Annotated in this window: 19 protein-coding genes; 12 read left to right on the top strand and 7 right to left on the bottom strand. The window is 37.0% G+C overall.

Translation table 11 applies throughout. The features are described from left to right. Window positions 1–148: 148 nt before the first annotated feature. Window positions 149–748, bottom strand: a complete 600-nt coding sequence (gene msrA / locus N824_RS23345) for a peptide-methionine (S)-S-oxide reductase MsrA (RefSeq protein WP_084498427.1) — start codon at window positions 746–748, stop codon at window positions 149–151. Window positions 749–994: 246 nt separating this feature from the next. On the opposite strand from msrA, the gene N824_RS23340 reads away from it, so the two are divergent. After that, window positions 995–1,957 carry an isopenicillin N synthase family oxygenase gene (locus tag N824_RS23340; RefSeq protein ID WP_048907518.1) on the top strand — a complete coding sequence of 321 codons (963 nt, stop codon included), beginning with the start codon at window positions 995–997 and terminating at the stop codon, window positions 1,955–1,957. An 86-nt stretch (window positions 1,958–2,043) separates the two neighbouring features. On the opposite strand, the gene N824_RS23335 is transcribed toward N824_RS23340, so the two are convergent. Further along, on the bottom strand, window positions 2,044–2,610 hold the full coding sequence (locus N824_RS23335) for a DUF1579 domain-containing protein (RefSeq protein ID WP_048907517.1): 567 nt from the start codon (window positions 2,608–2,610) through the stop codon (window positions 2,044–2,046). Window positions 2,611–2,734: 124 nt separating this feature from the next. Then, on the bottom strand, window positions 2,735–4,552 hold the full coding sequence (locus N824_RS23330; protein ID WP_048907516.1) for a serine hydrolase: 1,818 nt from the start codon (window positions 4,550–4,552) through the stop codon (window positions 2,735–2,737). 191 nt (window positions 4,553–4,743) lie between these two features. Between N824_RS23330 and mutL the strand changes: the two genes are divergently transcribed. From mutL to N824_RS23295, 7 genes are all read left to right on the top strand, one after another. After that, entirely contained in the window at window positions 4,744–6,630 is a 1,887-nt protein-coding gene (mutL, locus tag N824_RS23325; RefSeq protein WP_048907515.1) for a DNA mismatch repair endonuclease MutL, read from the top strand. A 6-nt stretch (window positions 6,631–6,636) separates the two neighbouring features. Next, on the top strand, window positions 6,637–7,362 hold the full coding sequence (locus N824_RS23320) for a rhomboid family intramembrane serine protease (RefSeq protein WP_048907514.1): 726 nt from the start codon (window positions 6,637–6,639) through the stop codon (window positions 7,360–7,362). Further along, window positions 7,355–8,215, top strand: a complete 861-nt coding sequence (locus N824_RS23315) for a rhomboid family intramembrane serine protease (protein ID WP_048907513.1) — start codon at window positions 7,355–7,357, stop codon at window positions 8,213–8,215. The genes N824_RS23320 and N824_RS23315 overlap by 8 nt, the downstream gene beginning before the upstream one ends. Window positions 8,216–8,248: 33 nt before the next feature. Beyond that, window positions 8,249–9,361 (top strand): endonuclease/exonuclease/phosphatase family protein, encoded by a 1,113-nt coding sequence (locus N824_RS23310; RefSeq protein WP_048907512.1) that lies wholly within the window; start codon window positions 8,249–8,251, stop codon window positions 9,359–9,361. Between the two features lie 18 nt (window positions 9,362–9,379). Beyond that, window positions 9,380–10,840 carry a cysteine--tRNA ligase gene (gene cysS, locus N824_RS23305; protein WP_048907511.1) on the top strand — a complete coding sequence of 487 codons (1,461 nt, stop codon included), beginning with the start codon at window positions 9,380–9,382 and terminating at the stop codon, window positions 10,838–10,840. Window positions 10,841–10,918: 78 nt separating this feature from the next. Further along, window positions 10,919–11,776 (top strand): DUF4440 domain-containing protein, encoded by an 858-nt coding sequence (locus N824_RS23300; protein WP_048907510.1) that lies wholly within the window; start codon window positions 10,919–10,921, stop codon window positions 11,774–11,776. 104 nt (window positions 11,777–11,880) lie between these two features. Continuing rightward, window positions 11,881–12,765: a glycerophosphodiester phosphodiesterase family protein gene (locus N824_RS23295; protein ID WP_048907509.1), complete on the top strand. Its 885-nt coding sequence runs from the start codon at window positions 11,881–11,883 to the stop codon at window positions 12,763–12,765. Window position 12,766: 1 nt separating this feature from the next. On the opposite strand, the gene N824_RS23290 is transcribed toward N824_RS23295, so the two are convergent. The 3 genes from N824_RS23290 to N824_RS23280 all read right to left on the bottom strand — a co-directional run bounded on the left by N824_RS23290 (window position 12,767) and on the right by N824_RS23280 (window position 15,754). Further along, a complete protein-coding gene (locus N824_RS23290) occupies window positions 12,767–13,729 on the bottom strand; it encodes a MoxR family ATPase (protein ID WP_048907508.1) in 963 nt (320 codons plus the stop codon). Between the two features lie 5 nt (window positions 13,730–13,734). Next, window positions 13,735–15,099: a peptidylprolyl isomerase gene (locus N824_RS23285; protein WP_048907507.1), complete on the bottom strand. Its 1,365-nt coding sequence runs from the start codon at window positions 15,097–15,099 to the stop codon at window positions 13,735–13,737. A gap of 64 nt (window positions 15,100–15,163) precedes the next feature. Next, a complete protein-coding gene (locus N824_RS23280) occupies window positions 15,164–15,754 on the bottom strand; it encodes a hypothetical protein (RefSeq protein WP_048907506.1) in 591 nt (196 codons plus the stop codon). Between the two features lie 111 nt (window positions 15,755–15,865). Between N824_RS23280 and N824_RS23275 the strand changes: the two genes are divergently transcribed. Continuing rightward, window positions 15,866–16,438: a hypothetical protein gene (locus tag N824_RS23275; RefSeq protein ID WP_048907505.1), complete on the top strand. Its 573-nt coding sequence runs from the start codon at window positions 15,866–15,868 to the stop codon at window positions 16,436–16,438. Further along, on the top strand, window positions 16,435–17,019 hold the full coding sequence (gene rdgB, locus N824_RS23270; protein ID WP_048907504.1) for an RdgB/HAM1 family non-canonical purine NTP pyrophosphatase: 585 nt from the start codon (window positions 16,435–16,437) through the stop codon (window positions 17,017–17,019). The genes N824_RS23275 and rdgB overlap by 4 nt, the downstream gene beginning before the upstream one ends. Here the strand turns inward: rdgB and N824_RS23265 are convergent. Further along, the gene (locus tag N824_RS23265; protein ID WP_052334252.1) at window positions 16,991–19,288 is read right to left on the bottom strand and encodes an OstA-like protein; all 2,298 of its coding nucleotides are present in this window, start codon (window positions 19,286–19,288) and stop codon (window positions 16,991–16,993) included. The genes rdgB and N824_RS23265 overlap by 29 nt on opposite strands. A gap of 50 nt (window positions 19,289–19,338) precedes the next feature. Between N824_RS23265 and tilS the strand changes: the two genes are divergently transcribed. Both tilS and N824_RS23255 read left to right on the top strand, forming a co-directional pair. Next, a complete protein-coding gene (gene tilS, locus N824_RS23260) occupies window positions 19,339–20,664 on the top strand; it encodes a tRNA lysidine(34) synthetase TilS (protein ID WP_048907502.1) in 1,326 nt (441 codons plus the stop codon). An 85-nt stretch (window positions 20,665–20,749) separates the two neighbouring features. Next, the gene (locus tag N824_RS23255; RefSeq protein ID WP_048907501.1) at window positions 20,750–21,232 is read left to right on the top strand and encodes a hypothetical protein; all 483 of its coding nucleotides are present in this window, start codon (window positions 20,750–20,752) and stop codon (window positions 21,230–21,232) included. Window positions 21,233–21,275 lie beyond the last annotated feature (43 nt).

Here is a 21,275-nt window from a genome sequence, read left to right as displayed (position 1 = left end):
TTGCACACATCGTCATCTCGAACATCGTGAGAGATGACGAACGCTTTAAATAATCTGTCATTGGTAATTTTTGCTTCGCAGCTATTTCGTGGTCAGAATGACGACTTTACCTTTTTGGACACTATCCTCAAATTATTAGAAAAGCTTTTTAATGTTTAAGCTTCGCTTTAAATACCTTTTCGAGTTTTTCCATTTTTGGTAAAATTACAAGGCGGCAGTATGGCTGGTTACTATTTTTATTGAAATAATCCTGGTGATATCCATCTGCTACATAAAATGTAGATGCCTTATTGATAGCTGTTACAACTGGCTTACCAAGGGCTTTGGTGTCATTCAATTCCTTTTTATATTTTTCTGCCAGCGCTTTTTGTTCCTCATTGTGATAAAAAACAACCGAGCGATATTGAGTGCCAACATCCGCACCCTGACGATTTAGGGTTGTTGGATCATGACTTTTCCAAAATACTTCAAGAAGTTCATCGTATTTTATTTTAGCAGGATCATAGGTAACCTCAACTACTTCTGCATGACCAGTTGCTCCGGTACATACATCTTCGTAGGATGGATTAGGGACATTACCTCCTTCAAAACCTGATTTAACATTTGTAACTCCATTTAAACGCTGAAATAGTGCTTCTGAACACCAGAAGCATCCCATGCCGAATGTCGCTTTTTGCTGACCTTTAGACTGCGCATCTGCACCGCCTGCCGACAAAAGGATTATAGCTATAATTAATATATTTCTCATAATTTGAATACAATTTTGAAAATCATCTTTCATGTAAAATTACGTAGCAGGAAGGTACATAGTTTTTAATTAATTTGATTTGATTCTAAGTTTACAATTACCTGATAATCTTATTTTGTCCTTGATCTTGTGAATAACTTAACCTAGTTACTTGCAGGATGTTATATATGTTACCGATGTGCCTTTACTGTTTATTAACAATTGTTTCTTAAATTAGATTGTTATTACTCATAAAAATAAATCACTATGTCAACACCTTATATTCCTTGTCTGGACCTTGGTTCATACATCAATGGAAATGAAGAACAGCGTAAAAAATTCTCTGACGAACTGGGCAGGGCATTTAATGATTCTGGTTTTGTAACCATCACTAATCATGGAGTAAGTCAGGAATTAATCGAAAAGCTGTATAAGAATATACAATCAATGTTTAGCCTTTCTGTTGAGCAGAAGAAAAAATATGAAAGAGTTGAACTTGCTGGTCAGCGAGGTTATACCAGCGCGGGTAAAGAAACTGCAAAAGGAGCTAAAACAGCTGATTTAAAAGAGTTCTGGCAAATTGGCCAGGAGGTTATGGATGGTGATCCTATTAAAAGTCAATATCCGGATAATGAGTACCTAGAAGAGATCCCGGAATTTAATGAAGTTACAAGAGAAATCTACCAGCGTTTGGAGGGTAATGGTAAGCATTTGTTGCGTGCAATTGCTACTTATCTGGGATTACCAATCGAATATTTTGATAAGCATGTTCATAATGGCAATTCAATTTTAAGAGGAATTCATTATTTCCCTATTCAGGATCCTGATGCTTTACCGGATGATGCAGTTCGTGCAGGTGCTCATGAAGACATTAACCTTATCACTTTGTTGATCGGGGCAAGTGCAGATGGTCTGGAGGTGTTAACACGCAGTAATGAATGGCTGCCTATTAAAGCTGGCCATACTGATGTTGTTGTAAATGTGGGAGACATGCTGCAAAGGTTAACAAACAATAAACTTCGTTCTACAACACATAGGGTTGTAAATCCTCCAAGAGAGCTGATGAAGACCTCACGCTTTTCCGTTCCTTTCTTTTTGCATCCTCGTTCTGATATGGATTTAACAAGTCTGGAATCTTGCATAGATGCTGAGCATCCCAAGGTTTATGATGATATGACCGCGGGCGAGTATCTTGACGAAAGATTGAGGGAAATTGGATTAAAAAAATAAATTAGATATTCAACAATAAGGCCCGGTTTTGATTTGAAAGATTACAAGACTGGGCCTTATTGTGAAAAATATCCCGGATTAGATTCTTATTTTCTGGTAAATTTAATCTCCATGGTTTTCATTTCCTTGCCATCAGTGGTCATATACATTTCCATTAAATGGTTTTTGTCGTCAATTACTTTGTATACTTCACGAACATCAAGGTCCTTACCTGTCATCGGATCAGCAGTTTTGCCTTTAAGTGTAATAGATTTTGTTGCGTCATCCCATGTTCCTTCCATATTCATAATGCCGGTCCCCATGTTATCAACCCAGGAACTTACAAATGTTTTTTTTGCATTGTCATATCCCATAAGGCCCATCCCTTCAAAAGGTTTCCCCATCATGGTCCCTTTAAACGATGATTGCTGATAACGCCCACCCATGATCATGGTGTTTGTGCAAGAGCCTGTACTTTTTGCTGGCGGGGCATCGGGGCTCATCCACATGCTTACCTCTGCATCCCATGTGCCATCATCTTTGGCCATCATTTTATGTACATCACCTGGTGTCATGTAGGCCTCCCAGGCTTTCATCATGGCATCGTCCGGGGTTTGGGCTCTGCCTACTGCGACAAGCATTAGCAGAACCGCAATAATTGATACTTTTTTCATAACTATATGATTTTAGGTTATACCTAATTTACGAAAAAAACACCTCTATATGAACTGTGGTATTTAAATGTACAAAGTTGTGTAGTGATTTATACATTTATTTGAAATTCAGAAGGTTAGTTGGCTATTTTACGCCCTTGTCAACTGCCTTAATTATTGCATCCTCAATTCTTCCTCTGATTTTCATTGTGCTTAATTTATCGGTTACAGAAGGGTTTACTCTGTTTGAAAGAAATATGTAAACCAGGCCTCTTGATGGATCAACCCACACACAAGTACCAGTGTAACCCGTATGCCCGTAAGTTTGTGAGGATGCAAGTTCTGAAGGATATTTCTTTGTCAAATCCGGATCCCATCTATCAAATCCTAATCCTCGTCTGCTAACGGCTGATTGCCTTTGAGTAAACATATCTACTGTTTCAGGTTTAAAGTACTGCTGACCCCCATAAGTACCTTTGTTAAGCAGCATTTGATACATAATGGCCATGTCATTTGAACTTGCAAATAAACCGGCGTGTCCTGATACGCCACCAACTAATGCCGCCCCCTGATCGTGAACGTATCCTACTAATAAAGTTTTTCTAAAATAAGTATCGTTTTCTGTTGGAATGATCTGATCTCTGCTGAACCTGTTTCGTGGTAAAAAACCTGCAGTTTGCATCCCAAGTGGTTGATAGAAATTCTCGCTAACGTATTCGTTTAGCGGTTTTCCGCTGATACGCTCAACAATATCCTTCATTACATACATGCTAATGTCACTGTATACATATTTGCCTCTGGTTCTGATTGGGGCATTTAACATTTTAGGCCACATCACGTCTTTGAAATAATCCTTTCTTACATAATACCCGTCGGCCACTTTTGTTGGATAGGCGTCCGAAGAATCTGGACTATGGTCAGTGGGTTTGATGGCATCATGAAATGGAATATATGGAATGAACCCAGCTTGATGAAGCATAACCTCTCTTACCTGGATATTGTTCATTGGCGTTGTTCTGGCCTTAGGGATGTAAGCTCCTATATTTGTATCCAGCTTAAGCTTTTTTTCTTCAAACAGACGCATTACAGTTGGAGTAGTTGCGGTAATTTTGGTTATAGATGCCAGATCAAATATGTCGCTAACCTTATCGGGGCTTTTGTCATCATAAGTATGCGTACCGTAGCCTCTATTGAAAACCACTTTCCCATTTTTAGCTACCAGTACTACAAGCCCCGGAGTAGCCCGCGCATTAATAGCTTCATTGGCAATGTTGTCGATCTCTCTTAAGTTATCAGTATTTATGCCTGCATCTTCCGGAAGTGTATATTTTAACCGGATTGGAAGCGTAGTGAATCCTGAATTTGCGGTATACTTGGCTGAGAAGTTAGTAGTAAGCTTTTTGTTGACACCGATTCCTCCAAAAATTACCTGAGGTGTAATAGCGGCAGCTAAAGGTGTGCTTTGATCAGTCCACACAATTGGGGATTTAATTGCATCAAAGGAAGAAAGGGCTCGTCCATCTCCAAATAAAGAAATAATAACCTGTTTGTTACTGCTTAAACTTTGAATAAAATTAATATTACGGGCATCATTTGCTGCTGTGGACGGAAGAGAAATAATAACGATATTGAAATATTTTAGATCATCTTCGAGGTCGTTTAAAGCGGCTGAATTTTGATAATTGGCAGACGAGAATGATGTAATTTTGGCGTATTTATTTAAAAGGCTATCAAATATAGTTTGACTGGTAAATCCCAGATTAACAGATGCTATATTTTTTTTATCAAGATTTAGCAGGGGAATTACATTTTCGTGATTATTTAAGAGGGTAATGTTGCCTTCAATAGAATTTAAAATAGCGAGGGTTTGTTCGTTTTGTTTGTGGTCCTGAGCACAGGCTGTGAATGTAAATAGGGCGAGGAAACTAATTGCAATGATACCTGCCAGGTTATTTTTTCTCATAGGTGTATTTCTCCCTTAGTGTAGTTTTGTTCTTACAAACGTAATTTTTAACTTTTTGATGCGCGTATCGCGATGTAAATATAATGGTAATTTTATGGTAATATCTGGTGAATGCTCATCAATTATCTGAAAAGAAGAGCCGATATGAGGCTTATTTTGCATAAATTAGCAACCTTTACCAAGGAATATAAATGTCAGATATAATAAAACTTTTACCCGATAGTGTTGCCAATCAAATTGCAGCAGGAGAGGTGGTGCAGCGCCCGGCATCGGCAGTAAAAGAGCTATTAGAGAACGCTATAGACGCGGGAGCTAATAAAATCCAATTGATTGTTAAAGATGCCGGAAAGGCATTGATACAAGTTATAGATAACGGGTGTGGGATGAGCGTTACTGATGCCCGTATGTGCTTTGAGCGCCACGCTACCTCAAAAGTACGTAAAGCCGAGGATCTTTTTGCGATCAGGACCATGGGTTTCAGAGGGGAAGCAATGGCGTCTATTGCTGCCATTGCCCAAGTTGAAATGAAAACCCGCAAGCATGAAGATGAAATAGGGACTTTAATCGAGATTGAAGGGGCCACTTTCATTAGGCAGGAGCCGGTAGCTACGCCTGAAGGAACGAGCATCAGTATAAAAAACCTATTCTATAATACACCTGCCAGAAGAAACTTCCTAAAAAGTAATCCGGCAGAAATGCGTCATATTATTGACGAGTTTCAGCGCGTAGCGATGGCAAATCCTGGTATTGCTTTTAGCCTTCATCATGATGGCATTGAAATTTATAGACTGCCAGCTTCTGCTTTAAAACAGAGAATAGTCCATTTATTTGGTAATAATTACAATGAACGCTTAATTCCTGTTGAAGAGGAAACCTCTATCATTAACTTAAAAGGATTTATTGGTAAACCCGAGTTTGCTAAAAAGACACGTGGCGAGCAATTCTTTTTTGTAAATAATAGGTTTATTAAGGATGCCTACCTTAATCATGCAGTAAACAGGGCCTACGAAGAATTGTTGCCAGATGATAACTTCCCTTTGTATGTGTTATTTATTGACATTGATCCCTCAAAGATTGATGTGAATGTGCACCCCACAAAAACAGAAATTAAATACCTTGATGAAAAGTCGATATATGCGATTCTGCACTCTGCTGTAAAAAGATCATTAGGGCGGTTTAATATTAGCCCAACCATTGATTTTGATCAGGAAACCGGGTTTAGCAGTATGATAACCCATAAAGCACCCGAAGAGATAGTACCACCGAGCATTAGCTTTAATCCAGATTTTAACCCTTTTGCGGCAGATAAACCGGCAGCAAGAGATTCATCCTATAGCCAGGATTCTTCTTATGCAAGTTTTCCTAAAAGCTACGGATCGGGAGGTGGTAAAACGCCGACAAGTACAAAAAATTGGGGCTCTCTTTATGAAATCGCAAATCATAATCCTGCTCATCAGTCATCTCTCGATCTGCCTGGTAATGAAGGCGATGATCAACTTGTTCCCGTACAGAAGCAACTGATGCAGCTTCATAACCGCTATATCATATCACAGATTAAATCTGGTCTTATGTTAATAGATCAACAGTCGGCACATGAAAGGGTTTTGTATGAACGTTTTATTTTGCATCTTGAAGATAGAAAAGGAGCATCACAACAAAGCTTATTCCCGCAAACGGTTACTTTAAGTCCTAACGATTATGAGTTGGCAAAGAGTTTACTTGATGACATAAAAAGTTTGGGTTTTGAGGTAAGAGAATTTGGTAAAAATACGTTAGTTATTGAAGGGATTCCTGTTGATCTTGGAAGTAGTAATATAAATGAAACTCAGTTATTTGAACATCTGATAGAAGGGTTCAAAAATTCGCAACAGGAATTGAAGCTGGATAAAAGAGATGCATTGGCCAGAAGTATGGCTAGAAACAGTGCTATTAAAAGTGGGACAGTATTAGGACAAGTAGAAATGAATATGCTTATTGAGCAGCTTTTTGCGTGTAAAACTCCTAACTTTAGCATAAGTGGAAAGCCGGTTATTCAAACAATTGGGCTAACAGAACTTGATAAAAAATTTGATAAATAATAAAGAATGAATAACATCCATATACCACCTGTTGTAAAGAACCTGTTGATTATCAATGTAATTTTCTTTGCTGCAACTTTTATGTTTAAAGATAGTCAGGGTGGTTATTTACTAGTAGAAAAGCTTTCTGTATTTTATTTCGATTCTCCATTTTTTAAAATCTGGCAGCCGATTACTTATATGTTTATGCATAGTCCCGGGACATTCATGCATATTTTCTTTAACATGTTTGCTTTATACATGTTTGGAGGAGTATTAGAATCAAGATGGGGAGCTAAGCGTTTTCTTAATTTTTATTTGATAACCGGTCTCGGGGCATTGGCGCTTCAATGGGCTGTACAGGCATTTGAGGTATATCAGATTGCAGGGACAGCAATGCCAGGTCAGGCGCTTTATCACTTGCAGAATCTTACCGAAGCACAAGTTCAAACTCTTATAGGCATATACAATGGACCAATGCTTGGTGCTTCTGGAGCGGTATTTGGTCTGCTGGTAGCTTTTGGTATGCTCTACCCAAATACAGAATTGTATATTCTGTTTATCCCAGTTCCGATAAAAGCAAAGTTCATTATCCCTGTATATATTCTTTTTGAACTAAGTATGGGAGTAGCAAGAGTTCAAGGAGATTCAGTTGCGCATTATGCTCACTTGGGGGGGGCATTAATTGGCTTTATTTTAGTTAAGCTTTGGAAAGATAAGGACAATAATAGATTCTATAGATATTATGAATAACAGTGTATTTCAGGACTTAAAGAACAAAGTATTTCACTCAGGCAATCCCTCGTATTTATATATAGGTATAAATACGTTTGTTTTTGTAGTTGTAGCGATCATAAATGTGCCATTTTTTCTTTCGGGGAATGGCGTTAATTTCGATGCAATAATAGGAGAGTATTTTGGTTTTCCAGCTTCATTAGCAAAGCTCCCTGTAAGGTTTTATACTATCCTTACCTATCAGTTTTTTCACGGAGGTTTTCTCCATTTGTTATTTAACATGTTGTGGTTGTATTGGGTTGGCAGAATCTTTTTGGATTTCCTGAAACCTCGTCAATTCCATTTTGTGTATTTAGCAGGTGGTTTTGCCGGTGCTATATTGTTTACATTGGCTTTTAACATCTTTCCAGTATTTATTAGTGGGATTTCCGGACAGGTTATAATTGGGTCATCAGCAGCGGTTATGGCTATTATTGTGGCAACAGCTACGCTAGTGCCTGATTATAGCATCAGGTTGTTGTTATTTGGCGATGTTAAATTGAAATACCTGGCAATAGCATACATCGTGTTAGATTTAATAGGAACTACTTCTGCGAATGCAGGCGGCAGTTTTGCTCATATTGGAGGAGCGATTATAGGTTTTACCTATATTAAGGTGCTTCAGAACGGCACAGATTGGAGTAATCTCTTTAAGAAAAAACCTAAGTTAAGAGTGGTTAAAAATAATGGAGCTAAACCATCTGTTAAGAAAAAAGAATCATCGGTTGATCAAAGAGAAATAGATTCGATTTTAGATAAAATTTCGAAGTCGGGATATGATAAATTAACAAAAGAAGAAAAGGAAACTTTATTTAAAGCCAGTAAACATTAAAAGGGCGTATAGAAGAGGTAAGGGTATAGATTAATGAAGAAAAATAAACCAACATTTATTGATAAAGTAGTTCGCCTGGCAGCTGTTGTTTTGGCAATTACCTTAGTGCTTGGTTTTTTAGCGGGTAGATTTGATCCGCGTGAATATAAATACATTCCTTTCTTTGGTTTGGCATATCCTTTTATTCTTCTTTTCAATATTTTCATGATAGTTTGGTGGTGTATCAGAAAGCGATGGACCTTTGCGATTGGAACAATTGTATTGATTTTTGTAGGGTGGGGGGCTTTAACCGCAACAATTGGGATCTTTGGTAAATCAGGTGAACAAGCCAAAGACAAACCTGAGCATGTAAGGATGATGACCTATAATGTTCATAGCTTTAAACCTTATGGGTTAGATAATATTGAATCGGTGAAACAACAGATGCTGGAACTTATAAGAAATGAAAATCCAGACATTATTTGCTTTCAGGAATATTTTACCCGTCGTAAAGGTCCTTATGATATCACTGATAGCCTAAAAAGAATATTAAAAACCCCATACTATTACTTTGTGCCTTCTTCAGCGAACGATTACGAGGCGACCGGTTTAGCTATATTTTCAAAATATCCTATAAAGGATAAAGGCATAATTGTATTCGGAGAGAATTTTGGAGGCAATGCCAGTATTTTTGTTGATATAATGATTAAAAAGCAAAAACTGCGGGTTTACAATGTACACTTACAGTCCATTTCATTCGATAAGCAGGATTATAGTTATATAGATAAGGTTACTCAAAAGATGGACGCGGATCTTGTGCCTTCGAAACGGATTTTAACACTTCTTAAAAATGCTTTTGTTAAGAGAAGCGGACAGGTTGATATTATGAAAGATCATATGGAAACATGTAAAACCCCCTTCTTAATTGCAGGTGATTTTAATGATACCCCAGCATCTTATGCAGTAACGCAACTTACGAAATCATTAAATAACACCTTTAAAGAACAAGGTACTGGCCTTGGAAGAACTTATAACGGTAAATTTCCTAATTTTCAAATTGACTATATTGCTACAACTAAAGATATTAAAGTGATCAATTACCGCATTATTGATGCTAAGTTATCTGATCATTTTCCCGTTCGTAGCGATTTGAGATTAAACCCCTAAAATTTTTACATTTGCAAAATGAATACAGGCTTACAGCTCTATAATACCTTATCACGTAAGAAAGAACTTTTTGAACCCCTTAATGCCCCTAATGTAGGAATGTATGTTTGCGGCCCTACTGTTTATAGTGACGTTCATTTAGGGAACTGTCGCACTTTTATATCTTTCGACCTAATATTCAGATATTTGAAATACAGCGGTTATAAGGTACGCTACGTACGGAATATTACCGATGCTGGCCATTTGGAAGGAGATAGAGATGAGGGGGATGATAAATTTGCTAAAAGAGCTAAGCTTGAACAATTGGAACCAATGGAAATTGTTCAGAAATATACCCTGGGTTTCCACGATGTATTAAGGATGTTTAATACACTACCTCCAAGTATAGAGCCTACTGCAACTGGTCATATTATTGAGCAGATTGAAATGATTAAAGAGATCATAAAGAATGGCTATGCTTATGAGATAAACGGGACTGTTTATTTCGATGTAGAAAAATATAGTGAGGAATATAACTATACCATATTAACCAACAGAAATCTGGAAGATATGCTTGCCAACACAAGAGAATTGGGTGGGCAGGACGAAAAGCATGGGAGGTTAGATTTTGCATTATGGATTAAAGCTAAACCCGAAACGATTATGCGTTGGGCATCCCCATGGGGTGTTGGTTTTCCGGGCTGGCATATAGAATGTTCGGCTATGAGTGCGAAGTACCTAGGAGATGAATTTGATATTCATGGTGGAGGTATGGACCTTGCAGCTACTCATCATACCAATGAAATTGCACAATCGGAGGCGTGCAGTCATAAGCAACCTGCAAAATATTGGATGCACACTAATATGCTTACTGTAAATGGTACACGCATGTCTAAAAGTGCGGGCAATGGATTTTTACCTGGGGAGCTGTTCACAGGAAGCCATCCTTTACTTGAAAGAGGATTTAGCCCAATGACGGTTAAATTTTTCATCCTTCAGGCACATTACAGAAGTACTTTAGATTTTTCCAATGAAGCTTTGGATGCTTCTGAAAAGGGTTTCAGAAGATTGATGAATGCAGTGAATTTATTAGAGAAGTTAACTCCTTCAGCAAATAGTGATTTTGAGATAGAACCAATATTCAACAATTGCGTTAAAGCAATGAACGATGATTTTAATAGTCCGGTTGTTATTGCGGAATTATTTGAAGCAGTACGTATTATTAATACCGTTCATGATGGAAAAGGCAACATATCTGAGGTTGAGCTGGAAAAACTAAAAAAACTCATGAATGATTTCGTTTTTGATGTTTTTGGATTGAAGGACGAAGAGACTTCAAACACTGAATTGAACTCAGTTCTTGATCTCGTTATTGACATAAGAAAAGGGGCTAAGGAGAATAAAGATTATGCTACATCAGACAAGATACGATTGGGTTTACAAAGCATGGGTATCCAACTGAAAGACAGTAAAGATGGAACAACGTGGAATAAAATCTAATTTTGTTTAATTGTTAATTACTTTTTGAAGGAAAAAATTACTCAACCCTTATCTTAGCACAGAAACTATTTAAAAACGATGATGAATAAATTTCTTTATACAATTGCTGTTGCATCCATGACGATTGGTGCTTACGCTCAAAAATCAGATGGAAGCACTAAATCACTTGTTAAAGCAGAGAAAGATTTTGCCACGAACCTGGCAAAAAATGGCGCCAAAACTGCCTTTACTACCTATTCGGCAGCAGATGGCTTAGTCTTCAGGCCGAACCCTGTAAACGCCAAAACATTTTACGCGACTGAGGATGATACTAAAGACTTAAGTTGGACACCTGTATATGCAAAAGTATCAAGAAGTGGAGACTGGGGATTTACTACCGGACCTTTTACCTTAGCAGGAAAAGAAACTCAATACGGACAGTACCTTTCTGTATGGAAGGCTGTTAACGGTAAATGGGAACTTGCTTTAGATTTGGGTACAACTCACAATAAACCCTTAAATAAAGTGAAAGAAGAGTTTGTGGAACCAAAAGATTTCCATAAACCTAAGTTTTTAAATGATAAGGAACGTGCAACGGGAGCCAATATAATAGCTACTACAGAAAAGACTTTAAATGCTACACTTAAATCTTATGGAGTATCGGCTTTTGCAGGATTTTTAAACCCGGATGCAAGAGTATTGTTTCCAGGTTATGAGCCTATTCTTGGTAAGGATAAAGCAATTGCATTTTTAAATAGCATGATGAGTAAGGTGTTTTTGAAGACTACCAAGGTGGATAAAGCCGATGGTGGGGACCTGGCTTATACGTATGGGGTTGCAACAGTAGATTATAAAGCTGATCTAAGAGAGAGTTTCAACTATGTGTTTATTTATGAGCGTCAGGCTGATTTTAACTGGAACCTAATTGCTATGGTATTTGCACCCGCAGAGCGTTAACAACATGTAGCAAGAGAAAGCGTTATTTTATAAATCATATTTATCATGAAAGGGTTTCTTAAAGAGTTGATTTAAGAAGCCCTTTCTTTTATACAGTAAAGCAAATGAGAAAAATTATACTAACAGTAGCAATACTAATTACCACTCTTCAAACAATTGCGCAGAAATTCGATCTGCAAGGTAACCGCGGAGCACGGGGAATAATGCCCGAAAATACAATCCCTGGTATGTTAAGGGCATTGGACCTGGGAGTTAATACCCTAAATATGAATGTGGTGATTTCTAAAGATAAAAAGGTAGTACTTTCTCAAGAGCCCTATTTTAATTTTGAAATTAGTACTAGCCCTGATGGAAAACCGATAACCCTCAAAAATCAAAAGAGCTATAATATGTATAAAATGGATTATGCTGATATCAAAAAGTTTGATGTTGGAAGTAAGGTCCATAGCAGATTCCCATATCAGGAAAAGTTCGAAGCTTATAAACCACTGTTGGAAGAGACAATAGATTCTGTAGAGAGTTATGCTAAAAAGAAAAAATTGCCAAAACCTAATTTTAGTATTGAGACCAAAACTATTCCCAAAGGGGACAATGAGTTCCATCCAGAACCTGCGGAGTTTGTTGATCTGATTATGGAGATAGTGATCAAAAAGAGACTAACAAAACGGGTAACCATACAATCTTTTGATGTCAGAACACTTCAGTACCTGCACGAAAATTATCCCAAAATAAAAACAGCTCTGTTAATTGATGAAAAGATAGACTTTGAGGTAAACATAGCAGATCTTGGCTTTAAGCCAACTGTTTATAGTCCATATTCCGTGTTAGTAGGTAAGGGACTGGTAGGGCGCTGCCATGAGGCGGGCGTTAAGATCATACCATGGACAGTAAATTCAATTAAAGATATGAAATACCTAATAGGATTGGGCGTAGATGGGGTTGTTACCGATTACCCAAATATTTATAAAAAGGTATTGGAGGACAATTAACCTAAAACAGGTTTTTAATGACCTGTTCAATTGATAATCCTTCGGCCTCTGCTCTATAATTGCGTACAATGCGATGTCGTAAAATTGCTTCTGCAACGGCCTGAACATCCTCAATATCCGGTGAATACTTCCCTGATATAGCGGCATGGCATTTTGCTCCAATAACAAGGAATTGTGAGGCCCTTGGACCTGCACCCCAGCTTATGTATTTATTAATATCCTCAGTAGCCAAGGCTGTATGAGGACGGGTTTTGCTTGCCAGCTTTACGGCGTATTCAATTACATTGTCCGCAACAGGAATATTTCTCACCAATTTTTGGAAATACTGAATCTGTTTGGCATCTATTATCTTTTTAAGCTTAATGTCATTGTTGCTGGTCGTATTCTTTACTATTGTAAGCTCATCAGCGAATGTAGGATAGCTAAGTAGAACATTGAACATGAATCGGTCCAATTGAGCCTCAGGTAAAGGATAGGTGCCTTCTTGCTCAATAGGGTTCTGAGTAGCCAATACAAAGAATGGATTTGGTAATACATGCCTTTGCCCGGCTGCTGTGACAGCCTTCTCTTGCATTGCCTCAAGAAGAGCTGCCTGAGTTTTTGGCGGCGTTCTATTGATTTCGTCTGCAAGAACTATATTTGAAAATACAGGCCCGGTTATGAATTTAAAGTTTCTGTCTTCGCCTAATATCTCCGCGCCAATAATATCGCTTGGCATTAGATCTGGAGTAAATTGAATCCTGTTAAAGTTAAGATCCATTACATCAGCAACAGTTTGAACGAGCAATGTTTTGGCAAGCCCTGGAACGCCAACCAGTAAGCAATGACCATTACTGAAGATGGAAATCAAAACAGATTTTACCACCTCTTCCTGACCTATAACAACTTTCCCTATTTCGGTTCTAATGTTATTATAAGCCTGATGCAATGCATCTACTGCCTTTATATCATTTTCAAACTGCATACGCGTTATTTTTTAGCAGTTGAATTTTTAGTCCAAATTTTCAATTCATCACAATCGTCATAGTCTTCGTCAATTCTGATGTAAGTGTTTTCTCTTCTTTTTTCGAACCATTCACTTAGCATTCTATCGATTTTATTCTGTTGTGCTTTCTCTTTGAATTTAGAATAATCCTGTTCCAGGTTTCCTTTATGTGGCGGGATTTTAGATTTTAAATAAAGAATCTTATATCCTTGTTTGCCATCAGGATCTGTAAAAGAAACAGGCTGAGAGACTTCGCCTACTTTCATTGTATCAACAACAACAAATACTTTTGGATCAAGTTTATCAGCTGGGATAAATGTGGTTCTGGCAGTAACGTTGTCTGCATATAATATCATACCACCGTTATATTGAGATTCTTTGTTGTCAGAATATAATGAAGCAGCTGTAGAGAATGGAAGTTTTTTCTCTATGATGTTTTTATAAATGGTATCGGCTTGTAATTTAGTTCTTTCTAAACTGGCTGGTGTAGTTTCCGGACGTATAAGAATATGGCGTGCCTGAACCTGTTCTCCGCGCCGTTCAATAACCTGAAGAATATGGAAGCCGTGTTCTGATTCAAATACCGGCGACATTTCACCTGGTTTTAGTTTAAATGCCCAAGCTGTAAATTCTTTCACCATTCTGGTACGATCGAAGAACCCAAGGTCACCACCTTCAGCAGCGGAACCTGTATCTTCAGAATAAGATTTAGCAAGGAATGCAAAATCCTCACCACTTTTCACTCTTAACCTTAATGCATCAATTTTATCATAGAATTTTTGCTTTTCTGCTTTTGTAAGTTTTGGATGAAGTACAATTTCTCCAACTTCAAATTCAGTAGGAATATCAGGAAGGCTATCTTTTTGATAAGAATCAAAATAACGTTTAACCTCAATTGGTGTAATGTTTACATCCTGAGTTATTTTTTGCTGCATTTTATTAGAAATCAACTGCTCTTTAATGTCAGGTCTGATTTCATCTTTATACTGGAGAACAGAGCGATTTAAAAACTGTTCCAATCTTTCTTGACCACCTGCGCGCTGAATCTGATAACGCATACGTTTTTCAACCTCTTCATCAACCTGGGCTTCTTCAACTACAACAGAGTCAATCTCCGCTTGTTGTTTAAGTAGTTTCTGTGCAAGCATTTGTTGCAATATATAGCACTTTACTTTATCGTCATCAGGATTTCCTGAATTTAAGTATTGCGCATATTGCTGATTTAAATCTGATAGTAAAATGATGTTATTACCCAATACAGCAACAACTTTATCTATATTTTTCTTTTGAGCCTGTACGTTGAAAAACAAACAAATCAATCCGCTTGCTGTTACTAAAAATTTCCTCATTCTATGGTTGTTCAATTATATTCTTTTTGCAAATCTAATATTATCTGTGCTATTGGCGTGTAGTTTATGGTTTAGCCAATTTTCTTATCTCTTCCTGATTAATCCTCACAGGGTATTTTTTTCTTAGTGTTTTTATCCATTCATTCTCCAGTTCCTGCTGATAATCTGTGACTACCTGCCCTCTAACCTCATCAAAAGAACTTTGCAAATAAACGCTTTTGTTTTTATCATAAAAAATGCGGAGCTGATTTTCATCATTCTGCGCCTGGTTCCATACCTTTATTTCAGAGATATTAAACATTAAAACCGCCTCTTTATATTCATTCATTATGAAAAGATATTCTGGTTTTGTTTTCGATATTCTTTTCTGTGTACGCAATGCGTGTTCATAGTTTTTCACCTCAGCAAGATAAGCTGTGTCCTTATCCAGACCCAACTCCCGAGCTTCAGTGACCTTAAGTTTGAAGTTTATATATAGGGTTAGATAAGCCTGCAAATCTTCATCCGTCGCATTTCCGTTGCCGGAATGATTTTTTTTATAGACCCACATAAACTCTTTATTGCTTATTGGTTTTCCATTAACTACAGCCACATTTTGAGCAAATGCACCGGTAATAAAAAGACTGATGATAATGGAACAGTAAACTTTTCTCACAAAAGACTTATGGTATATAATTTTAAGGCATAAAAGTAATAAATAAAGGTACTATAATGAGATATTTAACTAATTTTAACAGAAAAAAGATTTTCAATAAAATTATCATTAATGGTGAGCCAACTTACAACTGACGGAGAAGGTCTACGTTTATTTTTTACAGATGATATTTACCTGGTTAAGGAGCCTGAGGGTACATTAAATGAAGAAGTACAAGCTTATGTGAAAGCTGAAGCTGCCTCCCCTGCGCAGCCTTTAATTGTTAATGAACCAATAATCCCTTTAGTTAAAGAACAGCCTGAGTTTAAATTTTTAGGTAACAATAACCGTAATATCCTGATTTTGGTATACGATGATTATAATGATGTTAGCGATGAAAAGGGGCGAGAGTTGTTAAGAAAGATCGTAAAATCAATAAATCTGACAGCTAGTGATTTCGCGCTATTAAACTATGCCAAATATAAAGAAGCAACCTATGAGCAATTGAAGACGCGTTTTTCGAGTGTTATTGTATTTGCATTTGGTGTTTCGCCTCAGCAACTTGGATTAAAGAACCATCCTGAAAACACGGTAGTAACTGAAGGAGGGGTAAAGCTGATATTTTCTTCGGCTCTCCAAAAACTTGATGAAGATGCAAATGGAAAAAAGGTGCTATGGGGTAGTTTAAGGCAACTGGGACTATGATTTTACCTGAATTGGTGTTTGCTACCAACAATAAGCATAAAACAGAAGAAATTGGTAAACTCCTTGTAAATCAATATAAAGTTTTAAATCTTAAAGATATTGGCTGCGATGTGGATATCCCTGAAACCGGGAACTCATTTGCAGAGAATGCGGAGCTTAAAAGCAGTTATGTAACTGAAAATTTTAAGTTGGATTGTTTTGCTGATGATAGCGGATTGGAGATTGATGCATTGGATAACGAACCTGGAATCTATTCGGCCAGGTATTCAGGAGTTAGAGATGATCTTGAAAACCTTAATCTTGTACTGAAAAAGATGGAGGGCAAAGCGAATAGAAAGGCCCATTTTAAGACAGTTATTTCTTTAAACCAAAATAATAAGAACTATCTTTTTGAAGGAGTTATTTATGGCCACATTACACAAACTCCAATTGGAGATGAAGGATTTGGTTATGACCCAATATTTATGCCTATTGGCTACGATAGGACCTTTGCGCAAATGAGTATGACCGAAAAAAATGAGATCAGTCACAGGGCTATTGCGATGAAAAAGCTTATTGCTTTTTTAAAGGAGCAGGTGTAATTTTTTTAGCAGTATCAGGTTTCTTACTGGTATCGGGCTTTAAGGGTAAGTTCTTAATTGGTGCTATAATAGCTTTCACTGAGTCTATTGCGGCTGAATCAATTTTGGAGGCAGCCTTAACAACCTCTTTCAAAGCAGCTTTAATTAATCCTTTTTTGGCTACTTCAGCTTTATTGGGTGCTTTACCTATTGGGACTCTAGGTTTTTTTGTCCCTGCTGCCGGAGTTTTAGATGCTGCAGGCTTTGTTCTAGGTTTCCCACTTATTACTTCCTTTTTAGAAAGCGGCCTAAGTTCAGGTTTCCATGTAAATCCTGTTAATAAAACATCTTCTTTTAGTTCCGTAATGGGTACCCTGATTCCTTCGGGTTCTTTAACAGTAAGTATATGACTTATTTCTTTGTCTTTAAACAAGATCTTTATTCTACTGCTTACGGTTTGGTTCATGTCGGTGTATACACTGTCTTTCCCTCTGTTATAATAAACACTTTCTGCATTTCCATCCACAAACATAGTGCTTAATTCACCATCTTTAAAGAAAGCAGTAATGAGCTTCCCCTTTATCTGGTTAAACCTTGCGGAATCCGCATTTACATTCACCTGAAATGCATTATCAATTACCTGTAGTGTATTAAGCTTATTGTTTTTTAAGCGAAGGTAAATCGTGTCTCCAGTTTGTTGAGAGTTCTGAGACCATAAAATAGGATCTCCATACCACCTTAAAGTAGAATCGGCACTGGTATAAAATAGAGAATCCGCTTTAGCTTGCATATTGGATTTGTAAACCCTTACATTATGATAAGCTTTAATGGAACGTGTTTTTACTGTATCCAAGGGGTTCTTTACTAAACTATCGGTGGTCTTAATGGTGGCGTCAATCTTCTTTACTACATTTCCTGGTTTTGCCAGGCTGTCGGCCTTTTTGCTTAAGCTATCGGTTTTTTTACCTGAAATATCCGTTTTTATAGCTTTGATGGGGGCTTTTGCCGTATTTAAAGAATCCTTAATTAACGGGGTATCGGGCTTCTTTTGAGCAATACTATCCTTCGAAAGGCTATCCTTGGGTAAAGAAACCTTTGTTAGCAGACTATCTTTAACTGCTTTAATTGCCGTAGAATCAGTCGGCTTTGTGTTTTTGTTATCTTTTTTAGCCGTTTTTGCCTTTTCTTTTGCTTCTTTTTTTTCTGATTTCTTTGTTATCCCAATTTCCTCGGCAGTCATTCCGGGTGCTTGTGATGCATTATTCTTTTGTGGTTTTTCAGGATCACCAAGCTCATTATTCTTTTTGAGTACCGGTGATTCAATCAGCTTCAATGTTTTTTGAAGTACCATTTGAGTCTCTAAAGTATCTGAACCTAACCATAAACTATCTGGCTGTAACTTGTTGTTTACCGTTATGGAGTCTTTTGTACCCATACCTACATAAGCATTTTTGGTTACAACAGCACGCTCGTCTATTTTGTAGTAATAACCCAATTGCCCATAAAGAACCGTTTTGTCGGCAGTATCCTTAAAGATGATATTCCTAACAGCCTTACCATATCCTGCAATGCCATCGTAGTATAAACTATCTCCTTTTAAAGATTTAGTCCCATTGGTGTATAAGTTCTTTTTACCAAAATAAGCATATTCAGTTTTGGTGTTATATGCACCGTTTTCGGTGTATAGGTTGTCTTCTTTACCTTTTATATTTGTAGGGCCATAAAAATAGGTCCAGTTAGTAAGGGTATTGTATCTTAATGTATCTGATTTAATAGTGCTTTGTGGTGTTACTACTACCACATTATAACGAAAGTAAGAATCCCGGCTATTAGAAAAGTAATATCCGTTTTTACTCGTTAGCGTCACATCCTTATTGACAATTTTGCCCCCTTCTACATATGTTCCAACCTTGGTGGCCATATTGTAGTCAAGCACATTAGTGGTAAGAACGGACTCCTTATCGATCATACGCACATTACTGGTTAAGTGCGCAATTTTAGTATTTCCATTGTATGTTAAGTGATCAGAATAGATATTTATGGTATCTCCCTGATTAATATGGACGTTTTTAAATGCCTCAAAAACATTGTCATTTTGATAAAAAACGGCACTGTCGCAAGTTAAGGTAGCATTTTCATGACTAAATACCGGGAACTTCAGATAAGAAATATTTTTCTTTCCATCTGTATTTCCAATTCTGGCATCCTTCAAAATAATCTTGGTTCTCTGTTGCGCTAGCAAAGAGAAAGGAAACATGAAAAAGATAATGAAAAAGCGTATTTTCTGCACTTTACAAAGTTAGTTTTTTGCTTACCATTTTAATTAAATATTTTTGAAAGATGTTACCCATTCAAAACTTTAAGGATTTTATCAGCCATAATTCACTCTTCGCTGCCAGTGACAAGATATTGCTTGCTGTTAGCGGAGGGAAGGATTCTGTTTTAATGGCCCATCTCTTTAAACTCGCTGGTTTTGATTTTGGTATAGCACACTGTAATTTTAATTTAAGAGCAGATGAGTCTCAAAGAGACGAAAACTTTGTACGAATGCTTGCTAATTCTTTGGAAGTGCCACTTCATGTAACCCATTTCAAAACTAAAGATTACGCAGTAGCGCATAAAATATCTACCCAGATGGCCGCGCGAGATTTACGGTACAATTGGTTCGAAGAGATTCGGGAATCTAATAACTACAATTTCATTGCTCTTGCACAGCACCAGGATGATGCCATGGAGACCGTATTGTTAAATTTAACCAGGGGAACGGGGATAGCTGGATTACATGGCATTTTTTCTAAAAGAGATAAGCTCATCAGGCCCTTGCTATTTCTTTCGCGTGAGCAAATCAATGAATTAATAGCAAATCATAATATTGATTTTGTAGAAGATAGCTCAAATTTATCTGTAGACTATGCCCGTAATAGAATTCGTCTAAAGGTTATCCCTCGTCTTAAAGAGATTAACCCTAACCTTGAGCAAACATTTGAACAAAACATTCAACGATTTGCCGAAACAGAGCTTGTGCTGCAAAAAGCAGTTTCCCAATTAAGGGACGACTTGCTTGTCGAAAAGCAAAATAGCCTGCACTTGTCAATTGCCAAGGTCAAAGCATTGACGCCCCAACGTTTGTTGATTTTTGAACTGCTTAAGCCCTTTGGCTTCTCTGAACTTGTAGTGATAGAGCTACTGCAAGCACTGAATAAGCAGAGTGGCACCTCTTTCTATAGCAGTTCTCATAGAATTACCATTGATAGGGATGATTTAATATTAAACCCTATTATTAAAGGAAATCAGCAATTGGCATTTATTCATATTAATGATCAAAGTGTAAATCTGTCCCATTATAAGATTTTAATGTCTTTCATAGCTAAGCCATATTTTGAAAAGGATACCAAAAGGGCATTTGTAGATGCTGATAAGCTGATGTTTCCTTTAGTGGTACGTCCCTGGCAATCTGGTGATAAATTTATGCCACTTGGTATGAAATTCTTTAAAAAGTTAAGTGATTTTTTTATTGATGAGAAAATTCCACTTGTAGAGAAGGCTGATGTTCCTATTCTGATAAATGGAAACGGCGAAATTATCTGGCTGGGCGGTATGAGGCAAGACGACAGATACAAGGTGACATCGGCAACAAAAAAAGTGGCTATATTCGATCTGAAATAATCATATTACATTTTTTAAACAATCTTAACTGAGATAGAGGTGTTACGGAAATAAAAAAAAAGTAACTTTATTGAAATTTACATAAATGAGCAACCGCTACGCTTTTTTTGAAAAACAGTACATAGGACGTGATTATATCAGGATCTGTATCCGGTTAGTTATGGCTGCATTTTGCTTTGCTGCCTATGTATATGAACGAGATAGAGATAATACCCAGGATTTATTTCTTGTAGTTGGATTTGGTATCATCGGAGTTTCAATAGCGTTGCTTTTTCTGATTCAATACAAAACAATTATTGAGAATAAGAAAATCATAATAGACGGTTTGTGGTCTGCTAAAAGAGTAGAAATAGATTTGAATTCAATAGTTAAAGTAAGAAAAGATACTTATAGTAATTACTTATTCAATAATCCGGTTTATAATCTTCATCGTAAGGGAAGCATTCGCTTTTATTCATCCGGAAAAGATGCTGTTGTGCTTACTGATACTGATGGATTTGAATATTACATTGGTACGCAAAGACCTAATGAAATGTATTTGGTGATACAAGCAGAGATGAAATCCTAAATCGAATCTTTTGAACCGATCAAAAACTTAAATAATTGCAATT

It is taken from the genome of Pedobacter sp. V48 (genome assembly GCF_000523515.1).
In the GTDB taxonomy this organism is placed as follows: domain Bacteria; phylum Bacteroidota; class Bacteroidia; order Sphingobacteriales; family Sphingobacteriaceae; genus Pedobacter.
This window is presented reverse-complemented; position numbering and strand designations above follow the sequence as displayed.